At 37.0% G+C, this 13,860-nt stretch carries 15 protein-coding genes and 1 pseudogene; 1 reads left to right on the plus strand and 15 read right to left on the minus strand.

All coding sequences use genetic code 11. The annotated features are described in order from the left end of the window. Window positions 1-99: 99 nt before the first annotated feature. From LI112_RS18700 to LI112_RS18705, 7 genes are all read right to left on the minus strand, one after another. Window positions 100-297 carry a hypothetical protein gene (locus LI112_RS18700; RefSeq protein WP_368219175.1) on the minus strand — a complete coding sequence of 66 codons (198 nt, stop codon included), beginning with the start codon at window positions 295-297 and terminating at the stop codon, window positions 100-102. A gap of 79 nt (window positions 298-376) precedes the next feature. Beyond that, the gene (locus LI112_RS16745) at window positions 377-1,915 is read right to left on the minus strand and encodes a L,D-transpeptidase family protein (protein ID WP_005423082.1); all 1,539 of its coding nucleotides are present in this window, start codon (window positions 1,913-1,915) and stop codon (window positions 377-379) included. Window positions 1,916-1,937: 22 nt separating this feature from the next. Continuing rightward, window positions 1,938-3,374 (minus strand): DUF4179 domain-containing protein, encoded by a 1,437-nt coding sequence (locus LI112_RS16750; RefSeq protein ID WP_227191121.1) that lies wholly within the window; start codon window positions 3,372-3,374, stop codon window positions 1,938-1,940. Then, window positions 3,374-3,892, minus strand: a complete 519-nt coding sequence (locus tag LI112_RS16755) for an RNA polymerase sigma factor (RefSeq protein WP_005423085.1) — start codon at window positions 3,890-3,892, stop codon at window positions 3,374-3,376. Before LI112_RS16755 ends, LI112_RS16750 begins: the two co-directional genes overlap by 1 nt. A 288-nt stretch (window positions 3,893-4,180) precedes the next feature. Further along, complete coding sequence (locus LI112_RS16760; protein ID WP_005423087.1) at window positions 4,181-4,813, minus strand: PBECR4 domain-containing protein; 633 nt, start codon at window positions 4,811-4,813, stop codon at window positions 4,181-4,183. 398 nt (window positions 4,814-5,211) lie between these two features. After that, a complete protein-coding gene (locus LI112_RS16765) occupies window positions 5,212-5,550 on the minus strand; it encodes a glycoside hydrolase family 95-like protein (protein WP_227191122.1) in 339 nt (112 codons plus the stop codon). A gap of 110 nt (window positions 5,551-5,660) precedes the next feature. Then, window positions 5,661-6,083 (minus strand): group II intron maturase-specific domain-containing protein, encoded by a 423-nt coding sequence (locus LI112_RS18705; RefSeq protein ID WP_148445130.1) that lies wholly within the window; start codon window positions 6,081-6,083, stop codon window positions 5,661-5,663. 239 nt (window positions 6,084-6,322) lie between these two features. On the opposite strand from LI112_RS18705, the pseudogene LI112_RS16775 reads away from it, so the two are divergent. Continuing rightward, window positions 6,323-7,194 (plus strand): annotated as a pseudogene (locus LI112_RS16775) (AraC family transcriptional regulator). A gap of 62 nt (window positions 7,195-7,256) precedes the next feature. Here the strand turns inward: LI112_RS16775 and LI112_RS16780 are convergent. The 8 genes from LI112_RS16780 to LI112_RS16815 all read right to left on the minus strand — a co-directional run bounded on the left by LI112_RS16780 (window position 7,257) and on the right by LI112_RS16815 (window position 13,735). Then, window positions 7,257-8,609 carry an FtsW/RodA/SpoVE family cell cycle protein gene (locus LI112_RS16780; protein WP_118048784.1) on the minus strand — a complete coding sequence of 451 codons (1,353 nt, stop codon included), beginning with the start codon at window positions 8,607-8,609 and terminating at the stop codon, window positions 7,257-7,259. A 3-nt stretch (window positions 8,610-8,612) separates the two neighbouring features. Beyond that, entirely contained in the window at window positions 8,613-8,942 is a 330-nt protein-coding gene (locus tag LI112_RS16785; protein WP_055066334.1) for a PadR family transcriptional regulator, read from the minus strand. A gap of 295 nt (window positions 8,943-9,237) precedes the next feature. Continuing rightward, a complete protein-coding gene (locus LI112_RS16790) occupies window positions 9,238-9,477 on the minus strand; it encodes a helix-turn-helix domain-containing protein (protein ID WP_005946862.1) in 240 nt (79 codons plus the stop codon). A 4-nt stretch (window positions 9,478-9,481) separates the two neighbouring features. Further along, on the minus strand, window positions 9,482-9,901 hold the full coding sequence (locus LI112_RS16795) for an RNA polymerase sigma factor (RefSeq protein WP_008728841.1): 420 nt from the start codon (window positions 9,899-9,901) through the stop codon (window positions 9,482-9,484). A 191-nt stretch (window positions 9,902-10,092) separates the two neighbouring features. Then, complete coding sequence (locus LI112_RS16800; protein ID WP_008728838.1) at window positions 10,093-11,478, minus strand: MATE family efflux transporter; 1,386 nt, start codon at window positions 11,476-11,478, stop codon at window positions 10,093-10,095. Window positions 11,479-11,553: 75 nt separating this feature from the next. Further along, window positions 11,554-12,114 (minus strand): TetR/AcrR family transcriptional regulator, encoded by a 561-nt coding sequence (locus LI112_RS16805; protein ID WP_008728836.1) that lies wholly within the window; start codon window positions 12,112-12,114, stop codon window positions 11,554-11,556. Window positions 12,115-12,137: 23 nt separating this feature from the next. After that, entirely contained in the window at window positions 12,138-12,824 is a 687-nt protein-coding gene (locus tag LI112_RS16810; protein ID WP_223380606.1) for a class I SAM-dependent methyltransferase, read from the minus strand. A gap of 275 nt (window positions 12,825-13,099) precedes the next feature. Continuing rightward, window positions 13,100-13,735, minus strand: coding sequence for a helix-turn-helix domain-containing protein (locus tag LI112_RS16815; RefSeq protein WP_005946876.1), 636 nt, complete (start codon window positions 13,733-13,735; stop codon window positions 13,100-13,102). Window positions 13,736-13,860: the final 125 nt, after the last annotated feature.

The raw sequence follows: 13,860 nt of genomic DNA on the forward strand, positions 1-13,860 counted from the left end.
ATTTATGCTCAGATCTACAATTCATCTCCCACCTATAGAGGAAGGAGAATTCTTGTTATATTTTGTTAAACTTTAATCACAGCACTTTTGTATGCTCTGTCAATGTGTTTGTTTCCATAAATAAATTTTTTTGTACCCATTATATGGTTCCAGTATTGATACGTCAATCCCATTAATGTACCTTCTCTTTTTCACTCTTTGCGAAAGGAAGAGATTTCTAACTTTTACCAATCGTTCTGCTATTTCTATATCATGCCTGCTTTGTTCTGGATTACCGAGAGGGTGATCATGTGCCAATCTGATATTGTTGACAATGAAAAACAGGAGCCAGCTGCATTACAACTTAGCTCCTGTCCTGTACATCTTGAATATAGAATTAGTAAAAACAGATTATCGGGACATCATACTGAATAAGACTATAAAGCTGTCCGGCATTTTCTGGTGGAAGATTGATACATCCATGAGAACCACCTGTAAGATATCTGTCACCACCAAAGTACGGCTGCCAGTCTGCATCATGAAAGCCAATTCCTCCATTGAATGGCATCCAGTACGTTACCGGCTGTTCATAAGAATAGGTTCCATTTGCTGTCATTTCACCTCGCAGCACGGACGGACTGCTCTTTGAATTCAATGTGAATATTCCAGGGGGTGTTTTTCTATCCGGATCGCTTGGCAGTCCGGATACGATTTCTGATTGGAAAATAATATTTCCATTCTGATAATACCACATATACTGCTCTGTAAGATCTACCTCTATATATGTATCTCCGAGATCATTGATCCCGTGTGCATTTGCCCTCATAGAATACACCGGTTCCCTGGTTGTCTGGGTTCCTGACTGAATTTCCTGCATGAGCTGTGCTACTTCCTTGTCCTGATCAATCTTCCACCCATAGGCAGAACCATATACATACACAGTCCTTCCGCTCGTGGTCTGAAATTGTCTTTCAGTGCCAACTGTATCATGATCTGCTGCAAGCTGTGCCACATAATCCACTACGTGCTGCCGGAAGGCTTCATCATTCTGGAGCAGCTGCCCTTTCTCGTCAAACTGCAGCCAGTTTTTGATGGTATTCCCATCGAGTGTTACCGTTTCGTCTCCAAATGTATATGTGATATTTGCTTTTGTCAGGTTCTTATATGTATTTACCATATTCTGAAGTTCTGAACTTTCTTTCGTCACATCTGCTTTCTTATAAGCCTTTGGATCACTTTCCAGATTTACCTCTGCCGCATCGTTATCGATTGCCCTGCATATCATCTGATAAGCTTCTTTGGTATTTAATTCGTTGCCTTCCGTTTCTGGCACAATAGTGAATTCTGAGTTAACAAAACTTACATACGCATTTTCCGGTGCTATCTGATTCTCTTTTTTCGCACAATTTAATGAATTTACCTGTTCTTCCAGTTTCTCCCGGCTGAAAAAAGTCTCTTCTTGAACCATATAGTTTTTTGTTTCAAAAAGACTGCCGATCCATTCCCATGATTTCTGAGTTTTCAGCAGCTGGAGAACCGCACCGCTGGATACGTATTTATAATCAATGTCTTTTCCTGTAATGGCCTGCGGGTCCTGCATTCTTGCCCTTACCTGAATAGTATAGTTATCCTTTTTCCCAGCAATCTCCTGCTCAACCTCATATGCTGTCTTATTTGAACTGTCAATCCCATTGATGGTCGTCCCATAAAAGAAGTGATATGAGTAATAATAAGATATACCTGCATACATACAACAGCCTATAACAAAAATCATCAATATAATCAATATTACAATTTTCTTAATTTTATTTTTCTTCTTTTCTGAAAATATAATAGATCTGAATTCCGATTTATCCATCGGCACATAAACAACTGAACCTGGTCTTGCCGATTTTGTGGTTCTCATTGACTGCCCTATCACTTCTTTTTGTCTCATATCCTACTTATCTTTCTTTGAATCACTTAGTTTTTTGCACTGTCTCACTGTCATTATCAAAATGTAATGTCTTATGATATTTCGCATTCTCCTCCAGAAGTTTTTTCCATTTCTGTCCGTCTTCTTTCGTAGGATTATCAAAATTCTGCTGCCCCTTCAGTTCATCCATATACTGGATATAATCCAGGAAATAAATATCTACTGTCGAAATATCCCTGTCCTGAATTGCGAAGTTATTACAGTTTCCAGTAGACTCATTATATGGAAGTGTGTTTCCGTTGGCATCAAGAGCTACCATGAAGCAGTCACTGTTGGATCCTTCCTTATAAAGTTCATTTACCGTCAGTTCATACGGAGAACGAATTACGGATTTGAGTCCGATACCAGCATCGTTTGTATCATTCAGTTCCAATACTTCTGTCCGGGAATCATCTACTGTAACCGGGATATCGAAACTCCAGTTACCTTCATATTTGTAGTAGCCGGCATCCCTTCCATAGTTTTCATCATCCGCTTCTGACCACTCATAGTCTGCTTCCAGCCCTCTTACCTTCAAGATATCCAGATGCAGATTAAAAGTATCCGGAATCTCAATATCTTTAATATATTTCTGATATGCTCCACCACGCTCAGATACTTTGATAAACTCTTCCAGCAGTGCATAACCTTCATCCGTCTGATCATCTAAGTCCGCCTGAGTTATTCCCATCTCATCCATTACCTGCTGTGTCATTTCATTGTATTTCTCATTATATTCCGTATAGTCTTTTGCCGCCTGAGCAAGATCATAACGGAAAATGCATGCATAGGTGTTGTCATCCAGAAACTGTCCTTCCACATGACCGTCGATCACCCGACTAGCTTCTGAATCAAAGTCCACACCTCCAGTCATATCCAGATCAATGACCGGTGTTCCACTTTCCGCCCTGGTTGACGTTTCTGGAAATGGCTTATCACTCTTAAACTGCATAGTTATATAGACTGCCTGGCTGTTGGCATATACCTCAGAACATGTAATTGTCAGCCCATCTGCTGTTTTAATGTAAGCATTCTCACTAGTGGCATTACCTGTCTTGTCCCCATCTGCTTCACTGCCATCTGCCGTTGTTCCATCAACGGATTCCAAGGTTGTTGCATAATCCGAAAAATCACCAAAGAAACTTACATTATCCTGCAAGATTTCAAAAAGCCCTCCTACAACCGGAATATTCTTTGCCATTACTGGATTGGTTGCACAGAATATAAATCCGACTGCCAGTACCGCTGCCATACCTCCTGCTACCCTGCCTCCAATTTTCATCCAGTGATATGGATCCTTTGGTGCTTTTTTCTGTAACACAGCATTATTTTCAATCAATCGATATGCCTGATTGATACGTTCATGCACGATTGCCGGCATTTCTGTATCCTTTTGAAGTTTTTCCTGGAAGTCTTTCTCATTATTATTTAAAGTCATCATTAAACACGTCCCTCCTTAACCTTATATCCATACATCTCTGCAATCTGTTTTCTACCACGATGAAGACGAGATTTCACAGTGCTTTCCTTCATATCCAGAGCGTCACTGATCTCCCGGACACTAAATCCTTCCATATAGTACAAAAGAACAACCAAACGATATTTGCTATCCAATGTTTCTAATACTTGTGCCCATTCCATCGCCGCATATTCTTCTTCGTGAAAAGGTGTTTCCGGCATCTGATCCGTATAAGTAACCAGCTTTTTCTTCTGTATCATGTCCTTACACTTGTTGATCAAGATTCGAATCATCCAAGTTTTAAAATATCTGTTCTGTTTCAGACTTTTCAGATTTTCATAACAGGAAAGAATCGTATCCTGTATTGCATCCGCAACATCTTCATCATTTTTCAGATATGCTGCCGCAATCTTATACATACTCTGTACATTCTCATCCATAAGTCGGCAGAAAGCATCTTTGTCGCCTTTCTTCGCTTTTCGTATCAAAACCTCATTCATTGTAGTTCCGGCTCTCCTATCTCAGACTAGTCATCCGTAGTATACTATAGAAGCTTCATTTATGTGCTTCTACTTATTAGACGTGCGAATCCCTAAAAAGGTTGCAAATATTTTTAAAAAAATTATCTCAGATAAAAACACCCCCGAAATCGTTCAAATTTTATGATCATCAGGTCCTATTAGGGTATAAAAACAGCCGTACCATGTGCGTTTTACATGATACGGCTGTCAATAATTCTCATACCCTCAGGATAGATTAATTGAATCGCCAACTAAGACTCTCCATTTTTATTTATGTAATAAAGTTTGATCCAGCATGTTTTTAATTTCATCCGGAAGACTGTCTATCATTGCATTTTCATCCAAAAACAGTAAAGTTGTATATTTTTTCGCATCATTCGGTGCTGAGAAAATATGAGTTACTGTATATGCTGTTGTACTTTTAGAAAAACAATCTTCATCTCGCAGTGATTCTACTACAAAGCAATCGCCTTTTTGCTGTCCCTGATCATCATACTCTTTATTTAAGCATAGAGTAAAATTAAGATCTGTTGTGCCAAACTTATAAGTTCTCGTATCTGTAACAATCTCTTCCAACATAAAGCCTTCTGAGCCAGCCAGCATTGCAATCTGTCCGATATGCTTAATTTTACGCTTACACAATGAAAAAGGGTGCTGCGGTGTAAAAAATATCTGCGAAGCCTGAAGCAGTTTTTTTGCTGCATAACTATAAAACTTTTTTGCGGAAAGGTTTGTGGCCACACCTGTTAAGTGCCTGAAATTGGCAGCTTTATAAAGCACCTCAATATATCTGCCTTCAAATACATATAGAAATCTTTTACCTACTAAATGCTTCCTATACAGATCGGCAGCTATTTTAATCTCCTGTACTATTTTCTCTCTATCCTGTTGTTTTCCCATCTATCTTTTCCCAATCATCACTATAATATAAAAACAGCACCGGACAACTTTTTGTTATCCAGTGCCCATAATCTTAAAAAGCGGTTTTATGCTGGCTGTCAGCCGCGACATCCTTCCGAACGTCTAAAATGTCGCCGGTATCATTAAGTCCCCGGCGCGGACTCACCGTATCTCCCTGGTGTGGGCGTAATACCCTTCCGAGTATCAAATAGTCCCAGTAATTACCCTGCCCGGGCACAGTACAGCTTTTACGTGCCGCTACACGAAACCTTTTGGTTTAACTATATTATATGCGATACCCTAAGAAATATCAATAGTTTCTGGCAAAATCGATTGGCTGTATTTTATTGTACCCCATTACTTACCACTGTCTATGATTTCCAGGCCCTCAGGACAGATCAATCAAAAATCATATTCTCTGTCCCATCAGGTTTTAAAAATACTGTTTTCGAAATTCCATTGCATTCCAGCGTTACTTTCTGCTCACGGGAAGAACAGAGGCGAACCCTGTGTATCCTGCCCTCTCTCCATTCAAAATCAACTGTGATGTCACCCTGTGCCTTCATTCCCCGGACTTTTCCGTCTTTCCACTCATCCGGAGGTGCCGGAAGCAACAGGAAATGCCCTTTCCTGCTCTGGATAAGCATCTCTGCAACTGCAGCTGCAAAGCCAAAATTCCCATCGATCTGGAACGGAGGGTGTGCACACAACATGTTGGGATAAATGCCGCCTCTCACACAGGAGATATTTTCCTCCCTGGTATAACGGAGCTGGTTTGATCGAGTAGGAGACGGCTTTTGCCGCCGACCTCTCACACCACCGGACATGCGGTTCCGCATCCGGCGGTTCAGTTAACTTGACATCTCGCTTTACAAAGATATTCCTCGGCTGAGAGTAAACCAAATTTCTTCAAACGTGCATTTGACATCGCATAACAAACAGTTTTTGTACGGCACACTCGGGCATATCCATGAAATTCCGCCGCACACCTTGCATTCTTTTTACTAATACCCAGTTTTACCAAATTTTTATATCTGGTTTTTGGATTTTTCCAGTGTTTCCATATGCACATCCTGAATCTATACCTGATTACTGTATCAAGTTTTCGGCTTACTGTAAGAATTGAGCCAATTTTAAAGTAATTAATCCATCCTCTTACTACCTCTGCTATCTTTTTCGCTTTGTATGAATTACTCACGCTCCACTTGCGGCTCGTAAGTTTCCTGACTTTCTTCTTTACTTTATCCAATGACTTTTTCGGAACTTTCATCCTATATTTCTTTTCCTAAAATTGATAATAAAAAGCAAATCCCAGATATTTTGCTTTTGTCGTACTATCATTATACTTTTTTATTATAAAAAAATACATAAACAACATTCGCCAAAACATGCACAAAATGTTATACTTTTACATAATAGCCAACTATTTTTTAACAATATTTTGTAGAATCGTAAAATTGCATAATTCATATTGTTGTATTTTGTGCAATATGACAAGGAAGACATTACTTGTATACATTATCAGCATACTATCACAAATCCAGGGTTGATTTTATGGATAAAAAACATCCCCTGTTTATTGGAAGCTGCGGTACTTATCATCTATACACCGTAGAAAAGCTTCCTACCCACCGCCCGAAAGACCGGCTTGATTATCAGCTTCTTTACATCGCATCCGGACGGGCACATTTTATTTTGATGGAAAACCTACTGTTGTAGAAGCCGGCAATATGGTACTCTACCGTCCACGTGAGGAACAACGCTATTATTATGGAGCGGATCAGACCGAAGTTTACTGGGTTCACTTTACTGGAAATAATGTAAAGAACTTTCTAAGAAGATATGGGATTGCCGACGATACCCGCATTATTTATACCGGTATCTCCATTGAGTACAAAAATCTATTTATGTCTATGATCGAGGAACTGAATCTGCAGCGAATTGATTACGAGGAGATGCTGATAAATTATTTCATGATTCTCCTGATCAGCCTCCATAGAATAGCACTGCAAAAGCCACGTAAAAAGAACCTTCAGAACATGAACGATATGGAACAGGCTACACAGTACTTTCGGATGCATTATAATAAACCTATAAGTATTGAGGACTATGCTGTTTCCCACAATATGAGTATCAGCTGGTTCATCCAGAACTTCCGTCAGTATGCCAATACTACACCTGCTCAATACGTGCAGTCTCTGAGGCTTACCAATGCAAAAATGCTTCTGGAAACGACCAATTATAATATCACAGAAATAGCAAACCTGGTCGGGTACGAGAATCCATTATATTTCAGCCGCTTTTTCCGAAAACAGTGTGGCATTTCCCCTTCACAGTTCCGCAAACAGCTGGTGCCGAATGCAGAAAGCTGTCCAAAATAAAACCAATCAAAAACGCTGGGAGCAATTCTCAGCGTTTTTGATTGGTTTTATTTAACATAATATTATGATACTTTTTTTACCTTAGAATTAATGGACATAAAGCCTGTTTCAGGATGTCGCGGATAAATATTCTTATACCTGTAAGTACTCAGCACGATCCCCATGAGTCCATAAGAAATTATGATACAGCTTCCTCCGGCTGAAAAAAACGGAAGAAATGTTATTGATTGCGGAAATACGCCAAGATTCTCAAGGACATTTATCAAAAAACTGATGAGAAATACAATTCCGCACCCGCATCCCATCATCATGCCCAGCTGATTTTTCTGTCGTAATGCAGTGTTGAAGACTGCAAAAATCAGAACCGCAAGAACACAGCACAAAAGTATAGCTGCAATTATTCCATATACAGATGACAGATAGGTCAGAATGTAATCCGCATTAAATGCTGGCAGGATTCCCGTTACATCTGATTTGCTTTTCCCGATCAGCTTATTTTGTCTCCAAAGTGAATGCAACATTTTTGTGAGATAGTCTGTTTCGCTGCCGCTGGAAAACATCGCCTGTATGCGCGCAATTTGATATTCCGCCAGCCTGTTTCTCAGGTACATACTCAGAAAAGCTGCTATGGGCGCGGTCAAAAACACAGCCCATATTCCACAGATAGTTCTTTTCTTTCTGACTGTAAACCAGTCCTTTTTGATTGCGATCGTCAACATAGTCAGCATAGTTACCAGCATCACACAAGCTGTCCTGAGTGCCGGCAGGCTGTAAACTAATATTACTGGAGCAATCAGCCATAAGATTGCTCTTATCAGTCCCTTATATCCCCACCCATGATATTTATATAAAATCGCCCCATATATAGGGACATAAAACAGCATCAGTTTTTGTACATCCATGCCTCTTCTGCCTCCCGGCAGTGATATAAAAATCCTCGCTCCGTTTACCTGGCCTCCTTCCAATATAACCAGCAAACAGACGGCCAATAAAACAGCTGCAATTATTTTTGAAAATTTTGCCAGTACGGTATAGTCCAGCAGATACAAAATCATCATGACAGCCAGCCCGATCATAACATGAAACACATATCTGTCAGAACCGGCTACCGCATTCTCACTGGCTTTTCCGGAAATCCCTGCATGTATCAGAACACCTGCAATGCTGATAAATATAATTATTCCCAAAAGTTTCCATGCAGCCTGAGGTCTGTGGATACTGTCAAGGGAGATTCCTGTTTCCACAGGATCCCCCATGTCTCTGACAGCTTCCTTCTCTGCCTGTTCATGATCCATGCCTGCCTTCATGTTTTCCGCAATCTGATCCTCCATATGATCCTGCAGTTCCTGTTTTATGTATGGTCTGGCTTTTGTGCAGCGAATTTGTTCCAGCAATAATTTCAGATATTCGTCCATAACTCACACCTCCAATATAAGCACATTGGTCACTGCTGCAGAATACTCTTTCCATTCCTCTATTTTCTTTTCAAGGAATCCTCTTCCCTGTCTGGTAAGGCTATAATACTTTCTGGTCTTTCCAGCTACATCCTGTTCATATACTGTCAGGAGTCCTTTCTCTTCCAGGCTGTGCAGCAATGGATAAAGAGTTCCTGCCTTCAGCTCAAATACATTCTGAGATTTTTGCCTCAGTGTGTCGATCATCTCATATCCATACATATCCTTTTCAGACAAAAGTTTCATTACAAGCATTGCCATACTTCCTGAAACCAATGCTCTTTCAATAGCCATCTGGTCCACCCCCTTCTTAGAATAAGCTATATATCGACGTTCTATATATCGGTTGTCTATATAATAGATTATTTTACGTTATTTGTCAATATATCAATAAGATTTATCAAAAATTTTATATCTGATTTTTGATTATCCGCATAAACACTATACTTTCAAACATTTTGAAGTATAGAAAACTATTCATTTTACCACGAATTTACCACGATTGAATGAGCCTTGATATGACACAAAAACAACATGGGAGATAGCACAAATATCTGTGTATCTCCCGTTTTTCATTCATGTAGTATGATTATTTTACTCTGATTTCAAATTTCAAGATTGCTTTCATCATTTCTGTATGGATTTGACCTTTTAATTCTTCATCAACCTGCATAATGATTTTACCACTTTCAGAGTGGTAAAACGGACGCAAGCATAATTTACATATATAAGCGTCATAAAACTTCAAAATCTCTCTTATGGCAGTTTCATTTCCAGCAGACGCTTGACATATTACTTTTAATGTAGGGTAGCCATATTCTTTTTTCATTGGTTCAATTCCTTTCTTTCAATACTGTTTTTAGTTTCTTCAATCCGTTACTTCTTCTGCGATAAATAGCAGAACGTGATACATGATATAATTCGGCTATTTCTTGGTCGCTCATACTTTGAAAATAGCGTAATAGAATTACATCACGCTCTTTATTCGATAACTTATATAAAGCAACAGCAAGTTTCTCATTTGATATTTGAATTGTAAAATTCAAGACTTCAAACGAAATGTAATCACAAGAATAGTTATCCTTAGTTACACATTCAACATTTTTCGTATCTGATAATTCACAGAATAAAACTTCACGCTTAGAACGTCTTGCAAACTGTCTGTTTCTGTTTTTTACTGTGCATTTAATAACAGTCATCATCAAAGCATTAAACTGTATTCTAACGATATGCTCGAAAGAAGATGGGTTCATAATCTCACCTCCTTTCCGCATACGCTGAAATATATAAACGGAGATACCGTCTATATCTTTGGAAAATACAAAAAGAAGAACAAGAAAAAAGTCCGTACAAAATATACCGTCTGTACGAACTTTTAATATTGTAAAATATTTAGTTGTTGATAAAATGCTGTTAGGTAGTGCATAATCGTATAAGATTATTCCTAAAACTTTCCACAGCAGTTACTTTCAATGCTTTTATATCTTGCTTTTTTAGTCCTATCATAAAGTTTTCCATATAACCGCTTAATAATTTGATTACTTGTTAAAATAGTTATAATGCAGGCGACTATGTGACTGATTAAAATCGCTATCCAAACACCATTTAAATTTTCTGCCAGCCAAGATAATAGATAGGCAAAAGGAATACGAATAATAATATAGTAGAATATCATTAGTATCATACTTTTTGTTGGTTTTCCTATACCATTTAAAGTACCTAAGTAGCAACTAGTAATAGTGTAAAGAACATAACCGATACTAACAATTAAAAAATAATGACTGACAACATTTGTTACAGCTACGTTGGAAACAAACAATTTTGCCAACTGTTTAGAGAAGAAAATAACAACTGCTGATAATACACTTGAAACAACAATACCATATTTTAACGCCAATTTCAGATAATTCTTTGCTCTGTCGATACGTTGTGCTCCAATACATTGCCCTACGATTGAAGTCAACACCATATTAAGAGCCATAGCAGGATAAAATAATATCATTTCTAATTTTCCAGCAACTCCGTAGCCAGCAATAGCAGAAATACTATAAGTACTAACAATAGCAGTTAAAAATGTTGTACTAATAGCAGGAATACTTTGTTGAATGACAGACGGCACAGCATTTTTTACAAACGGCATAATCTCTTTTGTATCAAAATCAGATAGTGAAAGGTTAAATAATTTTTTACGATAAATATAAATGCACATAAACGCCAAACAAATAATCTGTGATATTAAGGTTGCGATTGCCGCTCCGTGAAATCCAATTATGTTAATGAAAATAGGATCTAAAATAGCATTCAATAAAGTAGACACAAGCATTGCAACTGCTTGAAACATAGTATTGCCAAAACTTCTTAAAATGGCTGTAAAGTATAAATACAAATAAACTGCTACATATCCCAAAGCATATATAGATAAGTAATTTTTTGCCATATCAAAAATTTCAGTCGGTGTATTTAAAACTATCAAAATAGGCTCTAAAAAAATCTCCAACACAATTGTCATAAACACTGAAAGAATTATAGATACAAAAAAAGAAGTAACTATAATATTCTTTTTCTTTTGCTCATTTTTCGCACCAATTACCTGTGATAATAGAATGGCTAACCCGTTTGTTGCTCCCATACCAATTGAAGTTAAGATTAAAATAATAGGTGTCGAGTTTGTTAACGCTGCGTATGCCTGCTCACCTAACAAATTTCCAATCCAAAGACTGTCTACGAGATTATATGCCATATTTAAAAACATAGCTATTATCATAGGAACAGTCATTTCAAGTAAACATTTTTTTGTGTTTCCGTTTACAAAATCAATATTTTTGTTCATTTTAATTCCTCCTATTGAATGAAAATTATTCATTTAATTTATTTAAATATTCCCTGCCTTTTGGCAGGGGAAGATTTAAAGCCTAAACAAGTCCCTAAAAAATGCCTTTATCCGTGAACTCTTTTCTTTAATTGATATATCGGTATTTAAAATAATTCCTAGTTGTCCATATATGCAAAAACTGGCATACATTTCAACATCATTGACTTGTATTTCATTTGTGTAATTTGCTCTTTCAATAATTTCAGATACAATAGGAAAAAGTTTTTCACATACATTCAATGTTAATAAATTATGGAAATTTTTATTTTGGTTATTATGAAAAACTGGATAATATGTATCATCTTCTTGTTCTGCAAAAAGTATCATCTTCCGCAAAATATCTTTTAAACTATCCTTTTTTATATTTATATTTTTTGTCATATTGGCGACTAAAATATTTGAATATTCATTGATAGCAGACTGAAAAAGTACATCTTTTGATGGGAAATATCTATAACATAATCCTTGTGCTATTCCAATTTCTTTTGCTATGTCTGATATTGAAGTTTTTTCAAACCCATTTACACTAAATAATTTAATGGCTGTTTCTAAAATTTCTTGTTTACGTTCCTCTGGTTCTTTTGAAATACGCATTGTTTTCTTTCCTTTCTTGCGGTTTAATTATTGTATGCTATAATTAAACAAGATCTTGTGCCAAAAGATTTCCATTCAATTTCGTGGAAGTCTTTTGATAATAATAACAACATTTCCTTTTTTGAATAAATCTTTACATCTCCACTATTGCTGTGTTTCATATAGTAATTCATTATCTGTCTTGCTCCGATTGGTTGCCAACAATCACCGATAATGAAAACTCCATTTTGCTTTAAACACCTAGACACTTCTTTCTCTACAATATCTGGTTGTGGATAATGATGAAATGAGTCATTACATACAATGGCGTCAAAAGAACTATCTTCAAAAGGTAATCTCTCAGAGTCGCCTAAGATAAGTGTTGCATCATTTCCTAGTTTATTTTTTGCAATTTCAAGCATATTGGGAGATATATCTATTCCAAATAGTTGTTCTGCTATATTTAATTCTTTTATTTCTTTAAGTAACGCACCCGTTCCACAACCTAAATCTAATATAGAATGTATATTCTTATTTTTTAAATTTTCTATAATCGGCTTATAGAGTTTTCGAGCATGTTCCCCCTGAATATTTGTATCATAATCGGCAGCTTGCTTATCAAAAGTCTTTTGTGATTTTTGTTTCGTAATATTCATGTAATCAACTCCTTTCACTAAAATTATATCTCGTGAATGAACGATTGTCAATGAATAAAATTCATTGAATTTCATTCATTTCAAAGACGTGTATCTCTGATTTAAAATACACGCCTTTTTGATTACCCTACAATCTTCCAGTTACTATTCCTTATATAGCCCAAATTTGTACCGTGACAATTTCATTGATATTATCCGATTTACCACAAATCAAATTTTATCTTTTCTTCCTCTTGATTACCCTCCACAGAAAAGAAAAAGCCCTGTCAAGAGCCTTGCCACCATTGGTGGTGCTTTGCACTCTTTACTGGGCTTTTTGTTTGCTGTATCTTCTACAAAGAGGGAAAAAGTTATTCGTCCTCATCATCAAAATGGTTATTTTTCAATACTTCCCGTAATAATTCCATATCTTCTTTTGAATTGGGGTTTATCATTTTTACGACTTGATAAGGTGTCCTATATTTATGTCCCTCTATGCTTTCCCCGAACATATCCATGCTGTATAAATCATCATAGCGGTCTAACAGTTTTTGAAACTTCAAATGCTGGATAAATTCTTTGATTGGATAAAGGTCGGACGCTACAATACTTTTCCCGTTGATGTAGTCGGTAATATATTCCCGTAACTTTTCCAACTCATATTCCAGCCATTCTTCCTCGCTGTCAAAGAAGTTGTCATAATGTCCATGTTTTAGTTCTGCATTTAATCGTTCTTCAATTCTTAAAAACTGGCAGACTTCCTTTTCGGATTGATTAACATACTTCCATTCTCCCGATAATAATTCATTGGGCATTACACCCAGCACGTCCATTATCTTTTCTAATGTATCGAAGGTAGGAAAATTCACACCTCGTTCAATCTTGGAAAGGCTCTGCATATTGATACCGATTTTATCCGCAAGTTCCTGTTGTTTCATTCCTCTGTGTTTTCTTATGGTCTGTATGTTCTCTCCTAAGAAACTGATTTTCTTTTCGTAATGCTCCATAACTTAGTATAACCGCTCCTTTCGTTGCTTTTCTTGGTATTTATAAGCATATCATACTTAATCTACATCTAAAAGTCAACAAAAACTTCTTGACAAGTAATTCTAATGGCGTTATTATCGTATCA

Origin of the sequence: Blautia sp. 210820-DFI.6.14, from assembly GCF_020558815.1 — a bacterium.
Taxonomy (GTDB): Bacteria; Bacillota; Clostridia; order Lachnospirales; family Lachnospiraceae; genus Blautia_A; species Blautia_A obeum.